The organism is Salegentibacter salegens (assembly GCF_900142975.1).
Taxonomy (GTDB): Bacteria; Bacteroidota; Bacteroidia; order Flavobacteriales; family Flavobacteriaceae; genus Salegentibacter; species Salegentibacter salegens.
In genome coordinates this window covers 3,962,515-3,986,323 of the sequence record NZ_LT670848.1, presented here as the reverse complement: position 1 = coordinate 3,986,323, position 23,809 = coordinate 3,962,515, and the positions used below count along the sequence as shown (strand labels likewise).

General features: G+C 38.3%; 22 protein-coding genes. 10 read left to right on the top strand and 12 right to left on the bottom strand.

Going from position 1 to position 23,809, the window contains the following annotated elements; genetic code table 11:
* Positions 1-31 precede the first annotated feature (31 nt).
* Together B5488_RS17690 and B5488_RS17685 are read left to right on the top strand one after the other, a co-directional pair.
* Positions 32-1,036, top strand: coding sequence for an alcohol dehydrogenase (locus tag B5488_RS17690; RefSeq protein ID WP_079736467.1), 1,005 nt, complete (start codon positions 32-34; stop codon positions 1,034-1,036).
* Positions 1,037-1,290: 254 nt separating this feature from the next.
* Positions 1,291-2,322 (top strand): formylglycine-generating enzyme family protein, encoded by a 1,032-nt coding sequence (locus tag B5488_RS17685; RefSeq protein ID WP_079736466.1) that lies wholly within the window; start codon positions 1,291-1,293, stop codon positions 2,320-2,322.
* A 5-nt stretch (positions 2,323-2,327) separates the two neighbouring features.
* Here the strand turns inward: B5488_RS17685 and B5488_RS17680 are convergent, their stop codons facing one another.
* Positions 2,328-2,783, bottom strand: a complete 456-nt coding sequence (locus B5488_RS17680) for a nuclear transport factor 2 family protein (RefSeq protein ID WP_079736465.1) — start codon at positions 2,781-2,783, stop codon at positions 2,328-2,330.
* Between the two features lie 62 nt (positions 2,784-2,845).
* On the opposite strand from B5488_RS17680, the gene B5488_RS17675 reads away from it, so the two are divergent.
* From B5488_RS17675 to B5488_RS17660, 4 genes are read left to right on the top strand one after another with little or no spacing between them, the layout of a single operon-like run.
* A complete protein-coding gene (locus tag B5488_RS17675) occupies positions 2,846-3,964 on the top strand; it encodes a glycoside hydrolase family 18 protein (RefSeq protein ID WP_079736464.1) in 1,119 nt (372 codons plus the stop codon).
* Positions 3,965-4,024: 60 nt separating this feature from the next.
* Positions 4,025-4,843, top strand: a complete 819-nt coding sequence (gene panB, locus B5488_RS17670; protein WP_079736463.1) for a 3-methyl-2-oxobutanoate hydroxymethyltransferase — start codon at positions 4,025-4,027, stop codon at positions 4,841-4,843.
* A 44-nt stretch (positions 4,844-4,887) separates the two neighbouring features.
* Positions 4,888-5,586 carry an RluA family pseudouridine synthase gene (locus tag B5488_RS17665; RefSeq protein WP_079736462.1) on the top strand — a complete coding sequence of 233 codons (699 nt, stop codon included), beginning with the start codon at positions 4,888-4,890 and terminating at the stop codon, positions 5,584-5,586.
* An 18-nt stretch (positions 5,587-5,604) separates the two neighbouring features.
* Entirely contained in the window at positions 5,605-6,333 is a 729-nt protein-coding gene (locus tag B5488_RS17660) for an energy transducer TonB (protein ID WP_079736461.1), read from the top strand.
* On the opposite strand, the gene B5488_RS17655 is transcribed toward B5488_RS17660, so the two are convergent.
* Positions 6,334-7,878, bottom strand: a complete 1,545-nt coding sequence (locus B5488_RS17655; protein ID WP_079736460.1) for a hypothetical protein — start codon at positions 7,876-7,878, stop codon at positions 6,334-6,336.
* A gap of 147 nt (positions 7,879-8,025) precedes the next feature.
* Here B5488_RS17655 and B5488_RS17650 point away from each other — a divergent pair, with 147 nt between their 5' ends.
* From B5488_RS17650 to leuB, 4 genes are all read left to right on the top strand, one after another.
* Positions 8,026-9,198, top strand: a complete 1,173-nt coding sequence (locus B5488_RS17650) for a 2-isopropylmalate synthase (RefSeq protein ID WP_079736459.1) — start codon at positions 8,026-8,028, stop codon at positions 9,196-9,198.
* Positions 9,199-9,246: 48 nt separating this feature from the next.
* Positions 9,247-10,629 (top strand): 3-isopropylmalate dehydratase large subunit, encoded by a 1,383-nt coding sequence (leuC, locus tag B5488_RS17645; protein WP_079736458.1) that lies wholly within the window; start codon positions 9,247-9,249, stop codon positions 10,627-10,629.
* Entirely contained in the window at positions 10,630-11,244 is a 615-nt protein-coding gene (gene leuD, locus B5488_RS17640) for a 3-isopropylmalate dehydratase small subunit (RefSeq protein WP_079736457.1), read from the top strand.
* Between the two features lie 172 nt (positions 11,245-11,416).
* Positions 11,417-12,532, top strand: coding sequence for a 3-isopropylmalate dehydrogenase (gene leuB, locus B5488_RS17635; RefSeq protein WP_079736456.1), 1,116 nt, complete (start codon positions 11,417-11,419; stop codon positions 12,530-12,532).
* A 273-nt stretch (positions 12,533-12,805) separates the two neighbouring features.
* Here leuB and argH read toward each other — a convergent pair whose 3' ends face one another.
* The 10 genes from argH to ilvA form a co-directional block, all read right to left on the bottom strand.
* Positions 12,806-14,083 carry an argininosuccinate lyase gene (gene argH, locus B5488_RS17630; protein WP_079736455.1) on the bottom strand — a complete coding sequence of 426 codons (1,278 nt, stop codon included), beginning with the start codon at positions 14,081-14,083 and terminating at the stop codon, positions 12,806-12,808.
* Between the two features lie 61 nt (positions 14,084-14,144).
* Complete coding sequence (locus tag B5488_RS17625; RefSeq protein WP_079736454.1) at positions 14,145-15,215, bottom strand: M20 family metallo-hydrolase; 1,071 nt, start codon at positions 15,213-15,215, stop codon at positions 14,145-14,147.
* Positions 15,212-15,994 carry an acetylglutamate kinase gene (gene argB / locus B5488_RS17620; protein ID WP_079736453.1) on the bottom strand — a complete coding sequence of 261 codons (783 nt, stop codon included), beginning with the start codon at positions 15,992-15,994 and terminating at the stop codon, positions 15,212-15,214. Before argB ends, B5488_RS17625 begins: the two co-directional genes overlap by 4 nt.
* 36 nt (positions 15,995-16,030) lie before the next feature.
* Complete coding sequence (locus tag B5488_RS17615) at positions 16,031-17,005, bottom strand: N-acetylornithine carbamoyltransferase (RefSeq protein WP_079736452.1); 975 nt, start codon at positions 17,003-17,005, stop codon at positions 16,031-16,033.
* A gap of 167 nt (positions 17,006-17,172) precedes the next feature.
* A complete protein-coding gene (locus B5488_RS17610) occupies positions 17,173-18,306 on the bottom strand; it encodes an aspartate aminotransferase family protein (protein ID WP_079736451.1) in 1,134 nt (377 codons plus the stop codon).
* A gap of 2 nt (positions 18,307-18,308) precedes the next feature.
* The gene (proC, locus tag B5488_RS17605; protein WP_079736450.1) at positions 18,309-19,103 is read right to left on the bottom strand and encodes a pyrroline-5-carboxylate reductase; all 795 of its coding nucleotides are present in this window, start codon (positions 19,101-19,103) and stop codon (positions 18,309-18,311) included.
* A gap of 189 nt (positions 19,104-19,292) precedes the next feature.
* On the bottom strand, positions 19,293-20,255 hold the full coding sequence (argC, locus tag B5488_RS17600; RefSeq protein WP_079736449.1) for an N-acetyl-gamma-glutamyl-phosphate reductase: 963 nt from the start codon (positions 20,253-20,255) through the stop codon (positions 19,293-19,295).
* Complete coding sequence (gene argG, locus B5488_RS17595) at positions 20,252-21,439, bottom strand: argininosuccinate synthase (RefSeq protein ID WP_079736448.1); 1,188 nt, start codon at positions 21,437-21,439, stop codon at positions 20,252-20,254. Before argG ends, argC begins: the two co-directional genes overlap by 4 nt.
* Before the next feature lie 122 nt (positions 21,440-21,561).
* Complete coding sequence (locus B5488_RS17590) at positions 21,562-22,197, bottom strand: GNAT family N-acetyltransferase (protein ID WP_079736447.1); 636 nt, start codon at positions 22,195-22,197, stop codon at positions 21,562-21,564.
* Between the two features lie 335 nt (positions 22,198-22,532).
* The gene (gene ilvA / locus B5488_RS17585) at positions 22,533-23,807 is read right to left on the bottom strand and encodes a threonine ammonia-lyase IlvA (protein ID WP_079736446.1); all 1,275 of its coding nucleotides are present in this window, start codon (positions 23,805-23,807) and stop codon (positions 22,533-22,535) included.
* Positions 23,808-23,809 lie beyond the last annotated feature (2 nt).

The window sequence follows — 23,809 nt, the reverse complement described above, 5'->3', positions numbered from 1 at the left end:
GTAACTTCAGTTTCCAACCAAAAAAAAAGTTATGAAAGCTGTACAGGTAAAAGAAAAAGGTGGTGATTTTCATGTTGTAGATATCGACAAACCTTCACCAAAAGAGAACGAAGTTTTAATTAAAGTAGAAGCTTGCGGTATTTGCCATAGCGATGCTTTTGTAAAAGATGGCGCGTTTCCAGGCATTGAATATCCGCGCGTTCCCGGCCACGAAGTGGTAGGAATTATAGAAGAAGTTGGTGCACGCGTAAACAACTGGAAAAAAGGCCAGCGCGTTGGTGTAGGATGGCACGGCGGACATTGTTTTGAATGTGAACCCTGCCGCCGCGGTGATTTTATAAGCTGCGAAAACGGAAAAATAAGCGGAATCTCTTACGATGGTGGTTACGCCGAATTTATGACAGCTCCACAAGAAGCCGTGGTAAATATTCCTGAAGAATTATCTTCGGCAGAAGCCGCTCCCCTGCTCTGTGCCGGGATTACTGTTTTTAACGCTTTACGAAATTCAGGAATTACAGCCGGAGATACCGTTGCCGTGCAGGGAATTGGTGGTTTAGGCCATCTGGCTTTACAATATGCGGCAAAAATGGGAATGCGCACCGTGGCAATTTCTACCAGTGACAGCAAAAAAGAGCTAGCCGAAGAATTAGGCGCACATCATTTTATAAACGCCAAACAAAAAGATGCTGCCAAAGAATTGAAAAAGCTGGGCGGTGCTAAACTCATTTTGGCCACTGCTCCAAATAGCGAAGCAATTACCTCTGTAATTGGTGGTTTAGGAATAGACGGGAAGCTATTAATGGTTGCAGCAACCGGAGATCCTATTCAAGTTTCTCCAATGGAACTTCTAATGGGTAGAAAATCGGTTGCCGGTTGGCCTAGCGGTACCGCAATGGATTCTGAAGATACTTTAAAATTTAGCGCAATGACCGGGACAAAACCTAAAATAGAAGAATATCCGCTAGATAAAGTTAGCGAAGCCTACGATAAAATGATCAATAACAAAGCGAGATTTAGAGTGGTTTTAAAACCTTAATAGACTTTTATTTTTAAATAAACTGCCACGAAATTTTCAAATATTAATTTTGAATTTAGTGGCTTTTTATTTTCGTGATTTTGCCACCAATAATACTTTTTGAAAGTTCTGCTTTCTAAATTTCAGAAAACCTATTGAATATTCTTATTCCTTTTATGAGTATAAAATTTGTATGTTCTTGGCTGGAAAACATTTTCAGTATCAGTTAATCTTTAGTTGGAAACACTTCTATACCTTTAGCCGAAAATTTAAAAATGCGTTTCTTCCTTTCAAAATATACTATTATCACTTTTCTATTTTTTTCATTTTTCAGCTGTAAAAATCAGGAAAAGGAAAAAAATGAAACTTCCGAAGAAAATATTCAACAAACTGAAAAATCCTACCACAAAAAATATTTAGAAGAAATTGCTGAAATCAAAGAACGCGATTCGGTTTCAACTTCCAAAATGCTAAAAATTGAAGGTGGGGATTATACGATGGGTGGAAATTCGCAACAAGCCAGGCGCGATGAATTTCCGCAGCATCAAGAAACTATTGAAACCATTTGGGTAGACGAAACGGAAGTAACTAATGCCGAATTCAGGAAATTTGTAGAAAAAACCGGTTATATAACAACCGCCGAGCGCAGTTTTGAAATCAACGGAGAAAGTTTTCCTCCCGGCGCAATGGTTTTTGATCCCGAAAATCCGCAGGCCTGGTGGAAATTTAAAGAAGGTGCCAACTGGAAACATCCACAAGGCCCGCAAAGTGATATTGAAGGAAAGGAAAATCATCCCGTAGTGCAGGTTTCCTGGTACGATGCCTTAGCATACGCGAAATGGGCAGGAAAACGTTTACCAACAGAAGCAGAATTTGAATACCTGGCCCGAGGCGGAAAAGAAAATCAAATCTACCACTGGGGAAATGATTTTGAAAAAGCTACCGGGTTTGTTAATTTTCATCAGGGTGATTTTCCTGTTGCTAACGAAGTAAAAGATAATTTTGAGAAAACAGCGCCGGTAAAAAGTTTTTCTCCCAATGCTTTCGGGCTTTATGAAATTGCAGGAAATGCCTGGGAATGGGTTTTAGATACTTATTATCCCAATGCCTACTCAAAACTGGAACAACGCACCGATGGTTATTTCAAGGAATATTTTAATGCAGAACAACAAAAAGTTATTCGTGGTGGTTCATTTTTATGCAGTGAATCTTATTGTACAGGTTATAGAAACGCTGCCAGAATGAGTTCTACTCCCGAAAGTGGCCTGGAACATTTAGGCTTTAGATGTGTAAAAGATGTAGAATGAAGAAATTATTCGCACCCCAATTTACTGCGCGTATCAACCAGATAAATAATTTTCCATTCGCCTTTAGACTTCATCAATTGAAAAGTGTTCACGCCGCAATGACTCAATTCATTATTTATAAAAAACGAATAAGGAATACTTACATTGGCGATCATATCATTGATATTAATTTCGAATCCATGTAATTGTTCTTCAAATTTAGTGGTCTCCGGAATTGACGCAATAGATTTTAAAAAAGTAGTGTATTCTTCGGTAGAAAGGGTAGTATTTCCTTCAGCATCAATAGCTACAGATTGCATTTTAATTTCTGGATGGGCAAAATTTCGTAATGCTTTAGAATCCTGGGCGTGAAAAGCTTCAAAAAAGTCTTCGATCAAATTTTGAAGATCTTCTTTTTCTGAATTTTGACTCCAGCCTAACTGGCAGAAAAACAAAAAACTAATTAGGAATAACTTATTCATTAAGGTATTTTTATAGAACCGCTAATTTAGTATTTTAAACCTTCAAGCTAATCCCTTAAACTATGAAAAGAGCATCTGTAATTTCTCTAATTCTACTTTTAGTTTTTCTTTTTAGTAATTCAGCATTAAGAGCACAAAAGAAGATTGTGGGGTATATTGTAGCCGGCAATGTTGATGACAGGTTTAATGAAATTTTTGCCGAAAAACTTACTCATATAAATTATGCTTTTGCAAATATTAAAGACGGAAAAATTATAGAGGGAAATCCCAAAGATGTAGAACGCTTAAAGAAATTAAACAGTTTAAAGAATAATAATCCCGAATTAAAAATCCTGATTTCGGTTGGGGGCTGGACCTGGTCTGGTGGCTTTTCTGAAGCTGTGGCTACCAAAAGTGACAGGGAGCGATTTGCCAACAGCGGAATTTCATTTCTTAAAAAACACAATATAGACGGGATAGATTTAGACTGGGAATATCCAGGACAACCGGGAGCAGGAAATAATCATTCTCCCGACGACAAAGAAAACTTTACCTCTATCTTGAAGCTTTTTAGAAAAAAGTTAGATTCGGTTGGCAAAATTGATAATCGAAATTATCTATTAACTATTGCCACCGCTGCAAATGAAGAATATTTAAAGCACGTTGAATTAAACAAGATTCATCCCCACCTGGATTTTATTAATATTATGAGTTATGATTACCAGGGAGGTTGGAACGATTCTACTTCGCATCATACCAATTTATATGTCTCAGAAACCGATCCCGAAGTTTATAAACAGAGCACTAAAAAGGCTGTAGAAGAACATTTAGCGGCTGGCGCTCCTTCAGAAAAACTTGTTATAGGAATGGCTTTTTATGGGCGCGGTTGGCACGAAACCCAAAACAGAAACTCAGGTCTTCACCAAAAAGCTTTCGGAAATTCTTTCAGTATAAATTATCGGGAATTAAAAGACAGTTTAAAAACAAGTAATTACAGGCGCTTGTGGGATAAAACGGCTAAAGCACCCTATTTATGGCGCGAAGATACCGGCACCTTTATCACCTATGATGATCCCGAGTCTATAAAGGAAAAAGCTCGGTTTATTAAAGAGAATGATCTTGGTGGCGCAATGTTTTGGCAATACCACGGAGACGATGGCGAATTATTAAAATCGCTTTTTACTGAACTTAAAAAACAATAAAACCAGCTTCTTGCCTTAAAACCGCGTGTTTTTGTACTTTTACCTTCCAAAATTGGAAATATGTCTATAGCTAAGAAAGAATATAAAAGAGTTACCACCAAGTCATTGGTAGATATGAAAAAGAATGGCGAGAATATCGCTATGCTTACCGCATATGATTACTCGATGGCAAAAATTGTAGATGGCGCCGGAATAGATGTAATTCTTGTGGGAGATTCTGCCAGTAATGTAATGGCTGGCCATGAAACTACCCTTCCTATTACTTTAGACCAAATGATTTATCACGCAACCAGCGTGGTAAGAGCTATAAATCGTGCGCTTGTTGTTGTAGATCTTCCGTTTGGAAGTTACCAGAGTGATCCTAAAGAAGCTTTAAGATCGGCTATTAGAATTATGAAGGAAAGCGGCGGACACGCTGTAAAACTTGAAGGTGGAAAAGAGATTAAAGAATCGCTTAAACGAATCCTTAATGCCGGAATTCCGGTGATGGGACATTTGGGTTTAACACCACAATCAATTTATAAATTTGGTACATATACCGTTAGAGCAAAAGAGGAAGAAGAAGCTGATAAGTTGAAATCTGATGCGCTATTGTTAGAACGTCTTGGTTGTTTTGCCATAGTTTTAGAAAAAGTTCCGGCAAAACTCGCTAAAGAAGTGGCCGAAAGTATAAGCATTCCAGTAATTGGAATTGGCGCCGGCAACGGTGTAGATGGCCAGGTTTTGGTGGTTCACGATATGCTGGGAATGACACACGAATTTAACCCAAGATTCTTAAGAAGATACGCCGATTTACATACCGAAATGACCAAAGCTTTTGAAGGCTATCGGGACGATGTAAAAAGCAAAAAGTTCCCATCTGATGATGAGCAGTATTAGTTTAGTGAACAGTTACAGTTGGCAGTACAAATAAAAACTTCTCTTTGGAAAAAGTAATTTCAGATAAAAACAACCTACAGGTACTTTTTGAAGACAACCACATTATTGTGGTAAATAAACGGCCCGGTGATATTGTTCAGGGCGATAAAACAGGCGATAAGCCGCTAAGCGAAGTCGTAAAATCTTATATAAAAGAAAAATATAATAAACCCGGAAATGTCTATTTGGGCGTAGTTCATCGTCTCGACAGGCCAACCAGTGGCATTGTTCTCTTTGCGAAAACCTCTAAAGCTCTTCCCCGGCTCAATAAACTTTTTCAAGAAAAAGAAGCGCAAAAAACTTATTGGGCAATAGTAAAAAATCCTCCGCCGAAAAAATCGGATACTTTAGTTCATTTTTTGAAAAGAAATCCGAAACAAAACAAATCTTACGCACATATTAAAGAAGTTCCTGAAAGCAAAAAAGCTATTCTGGAATACCGACTTCTGAAAAAACTCGATAACTACTTTCTGTTGGAAGTAGATTTGCATACCGGGCGACATCATCAAATTAGAAGTCAGCTTTCGGCGATAGGCAGCCCGATTAAGGGAGATCTAAAATACGGATTTGACCGAAGTAATAAAGATGCCAGTATTCACCTGCACGCCAGGGAACTTAAATTTATTCATCCTGTAAAAAAAGAAGAAATCCAAATTATTGCACCTCCTCCAGATGAAGTGCTTTGGAATAATTGTATAAACTAAAAACTACCTAAATCACCTATGAAGAATCTTTACCTCAGCTTAATTTTTACTGTTATTTCATTTTCCGCATTTGCCCAGGATACCATTTATATGGATAATAAGTACCAGGACTTGGATACCAAAGAAGGCGCTGAATATTTTAAAATTATCACTCCCACTCCAGACCAGAAATATGATTTTCTACGAACTACCTATTTTATAGATGGAACGAAAAAAGCGGAGCACACTTACGATCTTAGAGGTAAAACAAAGGTTTATGATGGTTTGCATAAACAGTTTTATAAATCTGGCGAGTTATTTTATCAGCTTCCTTTTAAAAATGGAAAAAAGCACGGAACGCTTATCGCCTATTGGGAAAATGGAGATCTAAGAAGAAAGGATGTTTTTAAAAGAGATAAGCTAAAAAAAGGGCAGGTATGGAATGAAAAAGGTGAGGAAATAGAGTATTTTGAATATCATATTCCTGCTTCCTATCCGGGCGGTGAGAAAAGATTATATAGTTTTTTGCAGGAAAATATAAATATTCCACAGGAACATGATAAAGACATGGAAGTTAAGGTAGTTTTGATGTTTACCATAAATCCTGACGGAGATCTATCTGAAATTAAGATAGTAGATGGCGCTCCACATCGTTACAATGCAGAAGCTGTAAGGGTTTTGACCAAAATGCCAAAATGGAATCCTACCAAACGTTTTGGAGAACCCATTGCTACGCGATACGCTCTACCTATAATCTTTAGAAAATAACTAACGGCTCACTAAAGCCACTTTCTCAGCAATAACATCGGCTACAGGGCGGTTTTCTATTTTACTTTCCAACCAGGAAAGGATATCAAGATAGAGGAATGCCCTGCGTTCGTAAGGATGATCTTCATATTCCTTTAGTTTACTGTGCAGCTTTTTAAATTCATCTTTAATTTCAAGAGGCGAAACTTCGGGTAAATTTCTAAGAAAACGAATCATTTCTTTCTGTACCTCGTGCAAATCGTTCATTTTAATTAAAAACTTATAGGTAGATTTTACTAAACGGTCTAAATGATAATCCAGGCCGGCTTCATAATGGGCTACCAGACTTAAAATTCGGGCGAAACACATAAGGTCTTCCCGCATTTCCAGCGATTTGTTATTGATGATTTTATTTAGGAATTCGATACACTTTTTATTGTTTCCGTCACCAAAATATAAACAGGCAATTTTATAATAAAACACCATAATGTGATGCTCATCAATTCGGTCTTTATATTTTTTCACCCGTTTCTGAATTTTTTCGACTAACACATCCCCATTGGAAAAATTGCCCTGCATAAAGCGTAAATTCAGTTTATTGGAGTATAAATAAAGAAAAGCCAGGGCCTTGATATTATCATCGTCGGGGATTTTGGCGTCCTTCAGCATCCCTTCAAGATTCTTAAGGGTTTTCTCGAATAAATTGGTATGATTAAGGTAAAATAAAGATTCCAGTAAATAATGATTTCCTTTTAAATAGGAAACGGGGTGAATAGATACCAAATGTTTATGCTCGTTAAAAAGATCTATCCATTTCATAGAATAACGGTAGCACGCCAAAAAATCCTGGGTAATAAAGCTAAACCATAAATGAGCTTTATAGAGCCAAAGCTTTTCTCTAAAACCTATGTTTTTAATCTTATATTCCGGAAGGCTCTGGTAAAAATAATTTCTGATACTATCAGCTTCTTCCTGAGTTCTGGCATATCCCATTTTCAGGAATATAGCATATAATTGTAAAGATAAATTTGAAAGTTTACTCGAAATTAAATTTAGATCACTCAAATCCCGGGTTTGCTGGATAAGGCTTTCGGCCCGGTTTTCTATACTTCGGGTAATATATTGTGATTCTATTATCTTTTCCAGCTCCAGAATCTCATAAGCCAGGTTTTTTTCCTCATATTCAAGCGCCTGTCCTTTTATCTTATCGAGCAATTTCAGACTTTGTTTATACAATCCTTTTCGGTAAAGGATATATGCAAAATCAAACTGCTCTCTAATTTGCACCGGTATACTCTGGTGCGCAGGATTCAGCCTTAAACTAATAAGAATTTGCTTGTATAAATGTGCTTTTACATTAGACAGTTGCTGCTTGCTAATTTTTGTTTTTAAAAGAATTTCTTTCTCATTGTACTTCTTTAGCTTGGTCATTACCTTAAATAAATTCAGGAACTTACTATCGGTATTCACACCAATTCTTCCAACATACAATGAAAACTGGCGCTTTTCTGAAGGCGAAAGCGACTTTATCAAAGAAAATAAGTTATCGGTTAAATCATTAGTCATTGTAACAGAATCGTTTATAAAACACTGATTTACAGTGATATTACATCTTATTTTTTAGTTTAATTATCGTAATGACCTAATCCGCGCAGGTCTGGAGTGTATAGATTAACAATACTTTAGTTAAAGATAAAGCAAAATAAATCTCTTATGAGCACAGAAAAGGTAGAAATTTTTGACACGACGTTACGAGACGGAGAGCAAGTTCCAGGTTGTAAATTAAATACAGCCCAAAAACTTAAAATCGCTGCACGCCTTGATGAGCTGGGAGTAGATGTTATAGAAGCAGGTTTCCCTGTTTCAAGTCCCGGCGATTTCCAATCGGTTTACGAAATCTCTAAACTGGCAAAGAATGCCGCCGTTTGTGGACTCACCCGTGCTGTTAAAAAAGATATCGAAGTTGCAGCTGAAGCTCTAAAATATGCCAGAAAGCCACGTATTCATACTGGAATTGGTACTTCAGATCCTCACATTAAATATAAATTCAATTCTACAAGAGAAGAAATTATTATTCGCGGTGTAGCTGCAGTAAAACACGCAAAGAATTTTGTTGATGACGTTGAATTTTATGCCGAAGATGCAGGAAGAACAGACAATGAATTTTTAGCTCGTGTTTGTACCGAAATGATCAAAGCCGGAGCAACAGTATTGAATATTCCAGACACTACCGGATATTGCCTTCCAGAAGAATATGGAAGAAAAATAAAGTATTTAAAAGACAACGTAAAAGATATTGATAAGGTCACGCTTTCGTGTCATTGCCATAACGATTTAGGCCTTGCTACTGCAAACGCAATTGCCGGGGTAATGAATGGTGCACGCCAAATAGAATGTACTATTAACGGAATTGGCGAGCGTGCCGGGAATACCGCTTTAGAAGAAGTCGTCATGATCTTAAGACAGCACCCCACTTTAAATTTAAATACACACATAGACCCTAAATTCCTTTTTGACACCAGTTGTATGGTTTCTCGAGAAATGGGAATGTTCGTGCAGCCAAATAAAGCTATTGTAGGTGCCAATGCCTTTGCACATAGCTCCGGAATACACCAGGACGGCGTGATTAAAAACCGCGAAACCTACGAAATTATAGATCCTGCAGAAGTTGGCGTAACCGAATCGGCCATTGTACTTACTGCAAGAAGCGGAAGAGCAGCTTTAGCCTACAAAGCAAAGAAAATGGGATACGATTTAACCAAACTTCAGTTAGATGAAGTTTATTCAGAATTCCTGAATTATGCTGATGCCAGAAGATGCGTGGAAGACAACGATATTCACGAAATAATGGAAATTTCAGAAAGAAAAATAAGAGCCATAGCCTAAAATGCCAGCAGAAAGCTGAACACAAATTGGGATTGAATTTATAAAAAAATGAAGAAAACTTTATTCGATAAAATTTGGGATGCACACGTGGTAGAATCTATACCCGATGGTCCCGATATTTTATATATCGATAAACACTTAATACACGAAGTCACGAGTCCTCAGGCTTTTAATGAGCTAAAGGAGCGAGAAATTTCAGTATTCAGGCCAGATAAGACTGTAGCAACAGCAGATCATAATACACCGACTGAAAATCAACATTTACCGGTTAAAGATTTATTGTCTAGAAAACAGCTTAAAGAATTAACCCAAAATTGCGAGGAAAATAATATTACACTTTACGGCCTGGGCCATCCTTATAACGGGATTGTTCACGTAATGGCTCCTGAACTTGGAATTACCCAACCGGGAATGACGATGGTTTGCGGCGACAGTCACACCTCTACTCACGGCGCTTTTGGCACTATTGCCTTCGGAATTGGCACCAGCCAGGTTTCCCAGGTTTTTGCCAGCCAGTGTGTTTTGGTTCAAAAACCAAAAAAATTACGCGTAAATGTGAACGGTAAACTCAAAAAAGGGGTTTTACCAAAAGATGTGATTCTTTATATAATAAGCAAACTCGGAACAAATTCGGGAACCGGATATTTTTGCGAATATGCAGGAAATGTATTCGAAGAAATGTCTATGGAAGGCCGAATGACGGTTTGTAATATGAGCATAGAAATGGGTGCCCGCGGTGGCCTAATCGCTCCAGATGAAACCACTTTTGAATATGTAAAAGGCAAAGAATTCGCACCAAAAGGTGAAGAGTTTGAAGCAGCACAGGCATCTTGGAAAACGCTAAAAACCGATGAGGACGCTGAATTCGATCAGGAATATTCATTTGAGGCCGAGGATATTGAACCGATGATTACCTACGGAACAAATCCCGGGATGGGCATAAAAATCACCGGCGCCATTCCAATGGAAGGTGGAAAAAGCGATGCTAAAGCTTTGGCTTATATGGGCTTTAAACCCGGTGAATCTTTACTCGAAAAAACCATTAACTGGATTTTTATTGGTAGTTGTACTAATTCCAGAATTGAAGATTTTCGCCAGGCAGCGGCTTATATAAAAGGTAAACAAAAAGCAGCAAATGTAAATGCACTAATTGTGCCCGGTTCACGCCAGGTTGCAGCGCAAATAGAAGCTGAAGGACTTCGAGAAGTATTCGAAAATGCAGGGTTTACACTGCGACAACCGGGTTGTTCGGCTTGTTTAGCAATGAACGACGATAAAATTCCTGCAGGCGAATACTGTGTTTCTACCAGTAACCGAAATTTTGAAGGAAGACAGGGACAGGGTTCCAGAACCATATTAGCGAGTCCGTTAACTGCTGCGGCTACAGCTATTTCAGGGAAATTAACCGACTTTACAAAACACTTAAATTAAATGGAAAAGTTTATCACATTAACCGATACGACGGTTCCTTTAGAAATAGAAAACGTAGATACCGATCAGATTATTCCGGCTAGGTTTCTAAAAGCTACTGATAAAGCTGGCTTTGGAGAAAACCTTTTTCGGGACTGGCGTTTTGATAAAAACGACCAGCCAAATCCTGAATTCGCTTTAAACAAAACAGAATATAAAGGATCTATTTTAGTAGCCGGAGATAATTTTGGTTGCGGCTCCAGCCGGGAACACGCCGCCTGGGCTTTAAAAGCCTATGGATTTACCGTAGTTGTTTCCAGCTATTTTGCCGATATTTTTAAAGGAAATGCACTTAATAACGGATTGCTTCCGGTTCAGGTAAGCCCGGAATTTTTGGACCAGCTTTTCGTTGAGATTACCAAAGATCCTTCCGTAGAAATTAAGGTTGACCTCGAATCTCAGAAAATTGGGATTCCGAAGCAAGATATTTCAGAAAGTTTTGAAATAGATCCTTATAAAAAAACCTGTATGATCAATGGTTTTGACGATATAGATTTTCTGGTAAGTAAACTGGACGCTATAAAAGAATTTGAACAGAAAAAATCACAAAAACTACAAGGGACCACAGCCTTGTAGTTTTTTAGATAATTAGAAGTGTACTGAAAGCTGATTTTTTAACGTCATCCTGAACTTGTTTCAGGATCTAAGTTGACAAGGTGTTAGAAGCTGAAACAAGTTCAGCTTGACGAAGATTAAAAATCTGAGACGTTTCTAAATAAAAAATAACCACACATAAAGAAGAAGAAAAATGAAATTAAAAATAGCAGTCTTGCCCGGAGACGGGATAGGCCCCGAAATTACACAGCAATCAGTAAAAGTTTTAAAAGCTGTAGCAGATCGTTTCGATCACCATTTTCAATTTGAAGACGCCTTGGTAGGTGCGGCAGCAATAGATTTGCTGGACAATCCGTTACCTGAAGCTACGCTGGAATTGTGCAAGAAATCTGATGCTGTGTTATTTGGGGCGATAGGACATCCAAAATACGATAATAACCCAGATGCTAAAGTAAGACCTGAACAGGGGCTTTTGCAATTAAGAAAAGGTCTCGGACTTTTCGCTAACATTAGGCCCGTAAAGGCTTACGACAAACTTATAGAACAATCGCCTTTAAAGGCAGATCGTATTGCCGGTGCCGATATGGTAATTTACAGAGAACTTACTGGCGGAATTTATTTTGGCGATAAATTTACTGCCGAAGATGGCCAAAGCGCTACCGATGTTTGCACCTACTCGGTAGAAGAAATTTCCCGGGTGGCTCACCTGGCTTTTAAAGCTGCTGAAAAGCGTTCAAAAAAATTAACTTTGGTAGATAAAGCCAATGTATTGGAGACCTCCAGGTTATGGCGTAAAACAGTTACCGCAATTGGTAAAGAATATCCCGAAGTAGAACTGGATTTTCTTTTTGTAGACAATGCCGCAATGCAAATGATTTTGAATCCGACCCAATTTGATGTAATTCTTACGGAAAATATGTTTGGCGATATCCTTTCAGATGAAGCCAGCGTAATTGGCGGAAGCATCGGCTTACTCGCATCTGCATCGGTAGGAAAAGAAAGCGCGATGTTTGAACCTATTCACGGGTCATATCCGCAGGCAACCGGAAAAGGAATTGCAAACCCGGTAGCTTCCATTTTATCTTCAGCCATGCTTTTAGAGCATTTCGGACTTATAGAAGAAGCTGAAGCGGTGAAAAAAGCGGTAGAACTTAGCATTAAGCTAAATGTTTGCACCATAGACATTAACAAAGACAACCATTATACCACGGAGAAAGTGGGTGATTTCCTTGAGGGGCTTATCAGTGAAGTTGATAATATTAGCATTAACAACGAAAATCTAAACCTCAGGCAAATGACTATTATTTAAGATTATTTTTCTTCATTTATGTTTTGACCTCTCGCATTTCGTGTGGTTTTGCGGGAGGTTTTTTAGTGATACCCACTAGACAGGCGTTTGAGAAGACGTCTGTCTAGTGCTGGTAGAACTATCCCGACTTTAGTCGGGATCTTATTTTCGGTGTGTTTCTTAAAATACCGGAAGAATTAACAAAAAGTGACGCTCCTATGGAGCTCACATTCATCCTGTTCCTATTTCTAAAAATATTTCGCTTCTAACGGAGCTATTATTGAATAACCTAGTCTAAACCTGATCCTTTTTTCTCCTAATCTCTTCCAGCGCAAGATTATCTTTACTTCCCAAATGAGAATGCTTCTTACCTTCCGCAGCTTCATAAGTTCCTTCCTGAACCTGGCCGCCAATAATCTGATAAGCTTCTCTAAATGATTTTCCCTGCATTACCAAATCGTTGATGCTATCTACCGTAAATAAATATTTATATTTTTCATCCTTCAAATTGATATCCTTCACCTTAATTAAAGCGATGGAATGGATAAATATATCCAGAATCTCTTTAATATTTTCAACCGCATAAATGCTATTCTCTTTTATCAACTGGTAATCGCGATGATAACCACTCGGCAAATTATTGGTGATTAAGATCATCTCGTTGGCAATGCTTTGTAGCTTATTACATTTCCCTCGAATCAATTCAAAAACATCAGGGTTCTTTTTGTGAGGCATAATACTGGAGCCGGTAGTAAGCTCATCGGGAAAAGTGATAAAATCGAAATTTTGACTCATATACAAACAAATATCCATTGCAAACCTGGAAAGCGTATTGGAAACCGAAGCGATATTCGAGGTTACCGTTCGCTCACATTTTCCACGTCCCAATTGTGCGGCTACTACGTTATATTTTAAAGTTGAAAACCCCAACTCTTTGGTAGTAAATTCCCGGTCTATAGGAAATGAAGAACCGTATCCTGCCGCTGATCCCAATGGATTCTGGTCTACAACTTTTAAACCGGCTTCCAATAAATAAAGGTCGTCTACAAGCAGTTCTGCATAAGCCGAAAACCATAAGCCGAAACTTGAAGGCATCGCTACCTGTAAATGTGTATACCCGGGAATTAATTTTTCCTGATGTTCATCTGCAAGATCTAAAAGAATATCTATCAATTGCTTCGTTTTACCAGAAATCTCCTGTAGATTTTCTTTAAAATACAATTGCATCGCCACCAAAACCTGGTCGTTCCTGGAGCGGGCGGTATGAATTTTCTTTCCGGTATCGCCTAAAGCTTTTGTAAGTTCAAATTCAATTTTCGAATGTACATCTTCAAAATCTTCTTCAATCTCAAAAGTTCCGTTTTCAAGTTGTTGCTGAAGTTTAGCCAGTTCATTTTCAATATCTTCAACTTCGTCTGAATTAAGAATCCCAACTTTTCCCAGCATTCTGGCGTGCGCTTTTGAAGCTTTTAAATCGTATTCAGCAATATGCATATCCAGCTCACGATCGTTTCCTACCGTAAACTTTTCTATTTTTTTATCTATAGATAATCCTTTATCCCAGAGTTTCATAGTTTCGTCTTATTTCCAGATCTCACAGGTTTTTAAAACCTGTGAGATTTAATTAATTTGTTTATTCTTTTAAAGTTCTTTTCAGCAACCGAACATACTTCTCAATCCCTTCTTCCACTTCTTTTACATAAATAAATTCATCTGCAGAATGCGACCTGGTAGAATCTCCCGGACCTAATTTTAAAGAAGGGCAATTCAGCATAGCTTGATCTGAAAGCGTAGGCGATCCATAGGTTTCCATTCCCAAGGCAATTCCTGCTTTAACCAGTTCGTGATCTGGAGGAATGGAAGACGAGTTTAACCGAAGTGAACGCGCTGTAATATCATCTACAGGTGCTTTTTCCTGAAGAATTTGATCAATTTCAGCATTGGAATAAGCATCGTTCACCCGAACATCAATTACCAGATCTACGTGACCCGGCACTACATTATGTTGGCTTCCGGCATTAATTTGGGTTACCGTAAGTTTTACTTTCCCCAAAGCTTTAGATTCCTTCGGAAAATCAAATTCCTCAAACCATTTCAAAACATTAGCAGTCTTATAAATCGAATTATTATCGTTAGGATGTGCCGCGTGTGAAGGTGTGCCTTTTACTTTAGCATCAAAAACTACAAGGCCTTTTTCGGCAATTGCCAATTGCATTAAAGTAGGCTCACCTACGATTGCTACGTCTATTTCTGGCATTTTCGGCAACATACAGGCAATCCCGTTTTGGCCATTAATTTCTTCTTCCCCGGTTCCAGCGAAGATTAAGTTATATTTTAAATCTTTGGTATCATAATACCAGGTAAAAGTCGCAAGTAAAGAAACCAGGCAACCACCCGCATCATTGCTGCCCAAACCATATAACTTTCCGTCCTCAATTTTAGCTTCAAATGGATCTCGAGTATATGCTGAATTCGGTTTTACCGTATCGTGATGTGAATTTAGAAGCAAGCTGGGTTTGTCTGGGTCAAAGTACTTATTGGTAGCCCAAACATTGTTTAAATGCCTATAAAAAGTCATCTCCTTTTCCTTAAACCAGCCTTCCAGCAAATCGGCCGTTTTATCTTCTTCCTTAGAAAAAGACTGGGTCGCAATGAGTTTTTTAAGTAATTCTATCGCATCATTCTGTAATTCTTTGAGCTTCATTCGTTACTTATTTTAGTATAAACAGATTCTTTTTTTAGCAGCCTGAAATCTCCCAAACATATATTCTTAACGCCGCTTTCTAAAGCCTCAAAACAGTTATGCAATTTGGGCAACATTCCATCACTAATTACTTTTTCTTTCAATAACTCCTGATATTTCTTACGGGTGATATTTTCAATTACCGAATCATTGTCTTCTGCATTTGCAAGCACGCCTTTTTTCTCAAAACAGAAGTATAGTTCGGTTTCATAAATTGAACTCATTGCTTTAGCGATTTCTGCAGCTACAGAATCGCCATTTGTATTTAAAAGCAATCCTTCTTCTGTACAGGAAATAGCCGAAAAAACGGGAGTGATATTTTGTTTTAAAAGGGAATCGATAAACTTAGAATTCACCTTCTGCACATCCCCAACAAAGCCGAAATCGACTTCCTTCACAGGACGTTTTTTAGAAATAATACTCATCCCGTCTGCACCACTTAAACCAATTGCATTAGTTTGAAGCCCCTGAAGTTTGGCAACAATATTTTTATTGATAAAACCTCCATAAACCATAGTGATCACCTTAATCGAATCGACATCAGTGATTCTACGCCCCTCAAACATTTGGGTTTTATAACCTAGCTTTCCTGCAATTTCGGTAGCAAGATTTCCCCCACCATGAACAAGAATTTTCGGACCTTCTAAATCAACAAAATCATTTAAAAATTCGGCGAATTTCGATTCATTCTCAATGAGCTTCCCTCCTATTTTTATGACTTTTAAAACCTCTTTTTTCATTTGTTCTTTATGATCAACTCGAGCCGCGTCGAGATTTTAAGCATTTTTACCTAATTCGGTTTGCTTTACCTTCTCTTCTAGAATCCTTTTTAACACTGCCTGAGCAGCAAAAGTGCGATTTCCCGCTTGCTGAATTACCACAGAATTTTCAGAATCCAGAACTTCATCAGCAATTACCATATTTCTTCTAACCGGTAGACAATGCATTACTTTTGCGTTATTGGTTTGCATTAATTTTTCTGCTGAAAAAGTCCAGTTTCTGTCTTCGCTTAGTTTCTGTCCATAACTTTCATAACTGCTCCAGTTCTTTACATACACAAAATCGGCATCTTTTAAAGCTTCATCCTGATTATGGATTATCGGGATATTCTTCGTGATTTCAGGATTCAAATCATAACCCTCAGGATTGGTGATCACAAAATTAACATCCAGCTTTTGCATTATTTCAGCAAAAGAATTTGGAACACTTTGCGGCAAAGTTTTTGGATGTGGCGCCCAGCTAAGCACAACTTTTGGCCTGTCCTTTTTCTTTAATTCTGTAATAGTAATGGCATCGGTAAGTGCCTGCAATGGGTGGCCTGTAGCGCTCTCGAGATTTACAACGGGTACTGATGCATAATTTTTAAAACTATTTAATACCGTTTCGGCTTCATCTTTTTCTTTATCATTTAAATCCGGAAACGCCCTCACCGCGATAATATCACAATATTGCGATAATACGGCGGCCGCTTCTTTAATATGTTCAGCTTTATCAGAATCCATTATAGCTCCATCTTCAAACTCCAGTTTCCAACTATCGCTTCCGGCATTCATTACCATTACATCCATACCCAGCAATTTCCCCGCTTTTTCGGTACTTAAGCGCGTTCGCAAACTCGGATTAAAAAACAGCATTCCCAGGGTTTTCCCTTTGCCTATTTCCAGCGAAGAGGAAGCTTTTTTTAACTCCAGCGCTTCGGTGATTAATTGCTGCAAATCTTTTATATCTGATAATTCTGTGTAATTCTTCATTTTATTTTCTTCTTTTCAAGCGATCTAAAAGTTCTCAACCTCGTCATCCTTAACTTGTTTCAGAGCCTGCTCCGGAAATTATTCGGAGATCTAACATATTAGAAGCTGAAACAATCCCGAAACCTCGGGACAGCTTGACGATTTTTTTTTTAAAAGCGCTTCTTGTATTATTTCAAGTCTAAAACAATCTTTAAAGCTTTAAATAACTCATCAAAATGTTCCTTTTTAATATTTAAAGGCGGTAAAATTCGCAACAGCTTTTTGTTGGCAGAAGCACCCGTAAAGATTTGATGTTTAAATAAAAGCTCTTTTCTTATTTGCGCGATCTCAAAATCGAATTCTAAACCAATCATCAATCCGCGACCTTTGATCTTTTTTATCTGTGGATTTTCAGCCGCTTTTTCTTTTACATATTCAAAAAGTTCGCTGGCATTTTTTAAAAGGTTTTCCTTTTCAATAATATCCAAAACCGAAATTCCTGCCGCGCAGGCCAGGTGATTTCCTCCAAAAGTAGTTCCCAACATTCCTGATTTTGCTTCAATAGTTTTATCTATTAAAATCCCACCAATGGGAAAACCATTGCCCATTCCTTTCGCAATAGAAATAATATCAGGCTGAATTTCATGTTTCTGAAAAGCGAAAAAATCACCGGTCCTGCCGTAACCCGACTGCACTTCATCGGCAATTAAAACCGAATGGTACTTTTTACATAATTCAGCCGTTTCTTGGTAAAACTCAGTTGAAGCTTCATCCAAACCACCAACTCCCTGTATCACCTCAAAAATAACCGCAGCCACATCGCCCTTTTTCAACTCGTTTTCAAGAGCTTCAATATCTTCAAAAGCAAGTTTTGTAGCTTTATGGTTTTGATTGAAGGGTGCTTTGATGTTTTCATTATCGGTCACCGCAACCACTCCTGATGTTCTTCCGTGGAAAGCATTTTCAAAATAAATAACCCGGTCTTTCCCAGTTTGAAAAGAAGCGACTTTCAAAGCATTTTCGTTTGCTTCAGCACCCGAATTACATAAAAACAGGCTGTAATCTTTTATTCCTGCAACTTTTTCCAACTTATCGGCAAGTTTATTTTGTAAAGGATTTTTAACCGAATTGGAGTAAAAACCCAGTTTCGACACTTGCTTAGAAATTGCATTTAAATAAGCCGGATGGGAATGACCAATCGAGATTACAGCGTGACCACCATATAGGTCAAGATATTTCCTATCCTCTTTATCAAACACATAAGCGCCATCACCTTTTATCGGCGTGATATCGTAAAGCGGATAAACATCAAATAAGTCCATAGTTAATCGGTTGTTATCGTGTTTATTTTTTTAAATGAAGCCTGTATTCCTTTTATTAAAGACGAGCTAAGGCCATTGTGTTCCATTTCATTCAAACCTTCAATCGTACAGCCACGTGGCGTGGTTACTTTGTCTATTTCTTCTTCGGGGTGTTTACCAGATTCTAAAAGCAAGCTGGAAGCACCCAAACAGGTTTGCATGGCCAGTTGCTGTGCATCTTTTGCATCAAAACCAAGTTGTACCGCTCCCTGGGTGGTAGCGCGAATAAGCCGCATCCAAAATGCGATCCCACTGGCACAGATTACCGTGGCAGCCTGCATTTTATTTTCTGGTATAATTATAATGTTTCCCAAACGATTAAAAATAGCTTCAGCAATAGCGATGCGTTTCTTGCCTTTTTCGTTACTGCAAAGGCAGGTCATAGATTTTCCCACCGCAATTGCCGTGTTGGGCATTGAGCGAACAATAAACTGTTCTTCCCCAACAATAGCTTCAATAGCAGCGATTTTAAATCCGGTAATTGTAGATATTAAGACGTGCTTTTCATGAAGATCGTCTTTAATTTCTTCCAGAATCCGTTCCATTTGTGTAGGCTGCACCGCAAAAATCAGGATGTCTGAATTTTGTACCGCTTCCCTATTATCACTTGTGACCTTAACCTTGGCATATTCCTCATACTCCTGAATTTCTTCAGTTTTTCTTTTGGTGAGGTACAAAGTGGTAAACGCATTGTTTACAATAAGTCCTTTTGCAATGGAAAGTCCGAGATTCCCAGCTCCTATAATAGCTATTTTCATTTTTTTGGTTTTAGTTGGTTATTCTTGCCACGAATTCACTAATATTCTGTAAAAAACCTTTATAAAACTCGTCATTGCGATCCCGATTTTTATCGGGAGAAGCAATCTCCAATTACTAGTTATAAATTGTGAGATTACTTCACTGCGTTCGTAATGACGTTTAAATTCGTGTATTAGTGGCATATCTCATTAAAAATAACTCGCTTTTAATTTTAAGCCGGCGGTTTCTTCAAAACCAAACATCAAATTCATATTTTGAACAGCCTGTCCTGAAGCACCTTTCAGTAAATTATCAATCACACTGGTAATCAAAATCTTATCGCCGAATTTCTGTAATTGCAAGAGACATTTATTGGTATTCACTACTTGCTTTAAATGTAAATCTTCTTCAACAACAAACGTAAAAGCCGAATCCTGATAAGCTTCAGCATATATCGCTTTTACTTCCTCCAGGCTGCCTTCAAATTTTGTGTAAGCTGTAGCATGGATTCCCCTTGAAAAATTTCCCCTGTTCGGTATAAAATTAATTTCCGGGAGTTTAAAATTCTGAAGTAGTTTTAGGCTCTGCCCTATTTCATTTAAATGTTGATGTTCGAAAGCCTTGTAACTGGAAAAATTATTATCCCTCCAGGTGAAATGCGTAGTTGCAGAAAGTGAGGTGCCAGCACCCGTTGCCCCGGTAACCGCATTGATATGAACATCATCATGCAATAATCCAGCTTTGGCAAGTGGTAGAATAGCTAAGCTAATAGCCGTGGCAAAACAACCGGGATTGGCTATAAAACTAGCTTTTTTGATCTTTCCTTTATTATATTCAGGAAGACCGTACACAAAGGAATGTTCGCCGCTCATCCTGTAATCAGTGCTTAGATCTACGATTTTAGTCTTTTCTGAGAACTGATTTTCAGCAAGGAATTTTATCGAATTTCCATGTCCTAAACATAGAAAAACCACATCTGCATTTTTGTTGATCTCGCCGCTGAATTGAAGCTCAGTTTCACCAAGTAAATCCTGGTGTACTCCTGCCACAGGTTTTCCGGGCTGGGAAGTGCTGTAAACAAAATCCAGTTCAGTTTCAGGGTGGTTTATTAGTATCCTGATAAGTTCGCCGGCCGTATACCCCGCACCTCCAATTATTCCTGCTTTAATCATTTCCCTTCTTTTACGTGTTGGTAAATTTTCCCGGCATTCGATAGAATTTTGATAAATCCTTTTGCATCATCTGCAGTCCATGCTTTATTTTCTTCGCCGTAATTTCCAAATCCGCTGTTCATTAAATCGTTTTCCGAAGAAATTCCGTCTAAAGTAAATCGGTAAGGATGCAAAGTCACGAATACATCACCGTTCACCTGCTCCTGCGAACTTTGTAAAAAGGCTTCCAGATTGCGCATTACGGGATCCAGATACAAACCTTCGTGAAGGTGTGTGCCGTACCAATTGGCCATATAATCCTTGTGCTGCAGTTGCCATTTGCTAAGCGTGTGCTTTTCCAGCAAATGATGTGCTTTGATAGTGATTAAGGCCGCAGCAGCTTCAAAACCAACCCTTCCTTTAATCCCTATAATCGTATCGCCCACGTGAATATCCCTGCCTATCGCATATTTTGAAGCGATATTTTCAAGAATTTCAATATTTTTTTCAGGCGTATTTTCTTTTCCATTTACTGCGGAAAGTTCCCCTTTGGTAAACTTTAAACTTATCTGTTTTGGTTCTTTTTCCTGTAGTTGGGAAGGATAGGCACTTTCAGGCAAAGGTTTTTCTGAAGTGAGCGTTTCGGCTCCCCCTACGCTGGTTCCCCAAAGGCCTTTGTTTACCGAATATTTCGACTTTTCCCAATTCATTTCCACGCCATTTTGTTTCAGGTATTCAATCTCTTCCTGACGGCTAAGTTGCTTATCCCTAATAGGAGTGATTATCTCAATTTCCGGAGCGATAATCTGAAAGATCATATCAAACCTCACCTGGTCGTTTCCAGCACCTGTACTACCGTGGGCAATATATTTCGCATCGATCTTTTTCGCATAATTCACGATCTCGATGGCCTGTACAATCCTTTCTGCACTTACTGATAACGGATAGGTATTGTTTTTCAAGACATTTCCGAAGATTAAATATTTTACCACTTTCTGGTAAAATGAGGAAACCGCATCAATATTCTTATAGGTCTTTGCCCCAATTTTTTGCGCGTTTTCTCCAATTTTTTTAATCTCTTCTTCTGAAAATCCCCCGGTATTTACACTAACTGCGTGGACTTCAAAATTTTCTTCTTTAGATAAATATTTTGCGCAGTAAGAAGTGTCTAAACCTCCACTGTATGCTATAACTACTTTTTTCATTTGACTGATTTACTATGTTAACGTCATCCTGAACTTATTTCAGGATCTAACTAGCTTAGAAGCTGACTTCTCGACTACGCTCGAAGTGACAGGTTCAGCTTGACGATCAATAAATTTAATTTCTAACTGTCGTTTTTCTCCTTTTTATAAAACAAGGTTTGTTTTATATTCTTTAACCTTTTAAAAGCTTTATCATTCAAACTTTCCTTTTTCTGCGTTTGTTTGGAATCTTTTTTTCTTTCAGGGTCATACATCATCCCGGTACAGAGGCACATTTTTCGTTCGGTCCTGGTAAGGATATCGTAATTTTTACAGGTTTGGCAACCTTTCCAAAAAGTTTCATCATCGGTTAACTCAGAAAAGGTTACAGGCTGATATCCCAGCTCGTAATTTATTTTCATCACCGCCAGACCGGTAGTGATCCCGAAGATTTTAGCATTTGGATACATTTTCCTGGAATGGTTAAAAACCACTTCCTTGATCTCTTTGGCTAACCCCTGATTTCTATAATCGGGATGTACAATAAGTCCGGAATTGGCCACATACCTATCGTGGCTCCAGGTTTCGATGTAGCAGAATCCGGCGAATTTATCGCCGTCTAAAGCGATAACTGCATTCCCCTTTTCCATTTTTCCAATGATGTATTCGGGAGTTCGCCGGGCGATGCCGGTGCCTCGAACCTTTGCAGATTCTTCTATAGTGGTACAAATAATCTCAGCGTATTGAGCGTGAGATTTATTAGCAATGATAATCTTCATTAGCTAAAGAATTAATGAGAAAATAAAATTTGATTTGTTCTTTTTGAAAGGGGAACCGGACTCACCTAAGTTCCATTAAATTATACACGCACAAACGTGCGACGCGGGAAGCGGCGGCGAATTGGTGTGATTTCAGAAGTAATTCTGAAATTTAAATTGGCTGGTATGTTTTGTGGATCTTTCAAGTTATAATTAAAATCAAATAATATTAAAATAGAATAATAGTTTTACTTCTTACCTGCGGCGGCGCGGGAAGAAGCGAAAAACGGGAAATATTATTTGTTTCATTGAAAGCATATTGTAAATGTACATAATTATTTTAACCAACAAAATATTTATACTAAATATTGAAACAAATTAGGCTTATCGTTGAGATATTCCCCGTAAAAATTCTTCGCTTTCATCCTGGCAACCAATGGCTCAAAATCTGCAGGATCGTTTAATTCTATCCCCACAACTGCTGGGGCATTTTCACGATGATGCTTCTTTGAGTATTCAAAATGTGTAATATCGTCTTTAGGACCTAAAACCTTATCCAGAAAATCTTTCAGAGCACCTGCACGCTGTGGGAAACTTATTACAAAATAGTGCTTTAAACCGGCATATAAAAGAGCCCGTTCTTTAATCTCTGCAGTTCGGGTAATATCGTTATTGCTGCCGCTTACAATACATACCACGTTTTTACCTTTAATATCTTCGGCAAAAAAATCGAGCGCACTTATCGCCATAGCTCCCGCTGGCTCTACCACAATTGCATCCTGGTTATAAAGATCCAGGATACTTTGGCAAATCTTACCTTCAGGTACCGTGATCATGTGATCAAGATTTTCTTTACAAATCTCAAAATTTCGGGTTCCCACTTTTTGCACCGCGGCACCATCTACAAACCGTTCAATAGATTTTAATTCTACCAATTTTCCTTCTTTTAAAGAAGAGGTCATAGAAGGTGCGCCCTCCGGCTCTACACCAATTATCTTTGTATTTGGTGATAGTTCTTTAAACATTGATGACAATCCGGCTAAAAGTCCGCCACCCCCAAGTGGGGCGAAAACATAATCTATAGGTTCAGTTGCCTGTTCCAAGATTTCCAGCCCAATAGTGGCCTGGCCTTCAATCACTTTTTCATCATCAAAAGGATGTATAAAAACCAATCCTTTTTTATCACCATGTTTAATAGCACTTTTATAAGAATCATCAAAAGTATCCCCTTTTAAAACCACTTTAACCCACTCGCCACCAAACATATTTGTTTGTTCTACTTTTTGCCTGGGTGTGGTAATTGGCATATAGATTACGCCTTTCACCTGCAATTTATTACAAGCAAAAGCTACACCTTGCGCATGATTTCCGGCGCTGGCACAAATCACCCCTTTAGCTAACTGATCTTGCGGAAGACTCGAGATTTTATTGTAAGCCCCGCGAATTTTATAAGAACGCACCTGTTGCAAATCTTCCCTTTTCAGCATAACATTAGCTGAAAACTTTTTGCTATAGGTAAAAGATTGCATCAAGGGTGTTTTTACCACCACTTTAGAAATCCGCTCAGCTGCTTCTTTAACCGCCGCTAATTGAGGTTTGTATATTTTTTTATCTGCCAGCAAAGTATCCATAA

Coding starts and splice junctions, on each gene's coding strand:
- B5488_RS17690 (WP_079736467.1), top strand. CDS start 32: ATGAAAGCTGTACAGGTAAAAGAAAAAGGTGGTGATTTTCATGTTGTA.
- B5488_RS17685 (WP_079736466.1), top strand. CDS start 1,291: ATGCGTTTCTTCCTTTCAAAATATACTATTATCACTTTTCTATTTTTT.
- B5488_RS17680 (WP_079736465.1), bottom strand. CDS start 2,783: ATGAATAAGTTATTCCTAATTAGTTTTTTGTTTTTCTGCCAGTTAGGC.
- B5488_RS17675 (WP_079736464.1), top strand. CDS start 2,846: ATGAAAAGAGCATCTGTAATTTCTCTAATTCTACTTTTAGTTTTTCTT.
- panB (WP_079736463.1), top strand. CDS start 4,025: ATGTCTATAGCTAAGAAAGAATATAAAAGAGTTACCACCAAGTCATTG.
- B5488_RS17660 (WP_079736461.1), top strand. CDS start 5,605: ATGAAGAATCTTTACCTCAGCTTAATTTTTACTGTTATTTCATTTTCC.
- B5488_RS17655 (WP_079736460.1), bottom strand. CDS start 7,878: ATGACTAATGATTTAACCGATAACTTATTTTCTTTGATAAAGTCGCTT.
- B5488_RS17650 (WP_079736459.1), top strand. CDS start 8,026: ATGAGCACAGAAAAGGTAGAAATTTTTGACACGACGTTACGAGACGGA.
- leuC (WP_079736458.1), top strand. CDS start 9,247: ATGAAGAAAACTTTATTCGATAAAATTTGGGATGCACACGTGGTAGAA.
- leuD (WP_079736457.1), top strand. CDS start 10,630: ATGGAAAAGTTTATCACATTAACCGATACGACGGTTCCTTTAGAAATA.
- leuB (WP_079736456.1), top strand. CDS start 11,417: ATGAAATTAAAAATAGCAGTCTTGCCCGGAGACGGGATAGGCCCCGAA.
- argH (WP_079736455.1), bottom strand. CDS start 14,083: ATGAAACTCTGGGATAAAGGATTATCTATAGATAAAAAAATAGAAAAG.
- B5488_RS17625 (WP_079736454.1), bottom strand. CDS start 15,215: ATGAAGCTCAAAGAATTACAGAATGATGCGATAGAATTACTTAAAAAA.
- argB (WP_079736453.1), bottom strand. CDS start 15,994: ATGAAAAAAGAGGTTTTAAAAGTCATAAAAATAGGAGGGAAGCTCATT.
- B5488_RS17615 (WP_079736452.1), bottom strand. CDS start 17,005: ATGAAGAATTACACAGAATTATCAGATATAAAAGATTTGCAGCAATTA.
- B5488_RS17610 (WP_079736451.1), bottom strand. CDS start 18,306: ATGGACTTATTTGATGTTTATCCGCTTTACGATATCACGCCGATAAAA.
- proC (WP_079736450.1), bottom strand. CDS start 19,103: ATGAAAATAGCTATTATAGGAGCTGGGAATCTCGGACTTTCCATTGCA.
- argC (WP_079736449.1), bottom strand. CDS start 20,255: ATGATTAAAGCAGGAATAATTGGAGGTGCGGGGTATACGGCCGGCGAA.
- argG (WP_079736448.1), bottom strand. CDS start 21,439: ATGAAAAAAGTAGTTATAGCATACAGTGGAGGTTTAGACACTTCTTAC.
- B5488_RS17590 (WP_079736447.1), bottom strand. CDS start 22,197: ATGAAGATTATCATTGCTAATAAATCTCACGCTCAATACGCTGAGATT.
- ilvA (WP_079736446.1), bottom strand. CDS start 23,807: ATGGATACTTTGCTGGCAGATAAAAAAATATACAAACCTCAATTAGCG.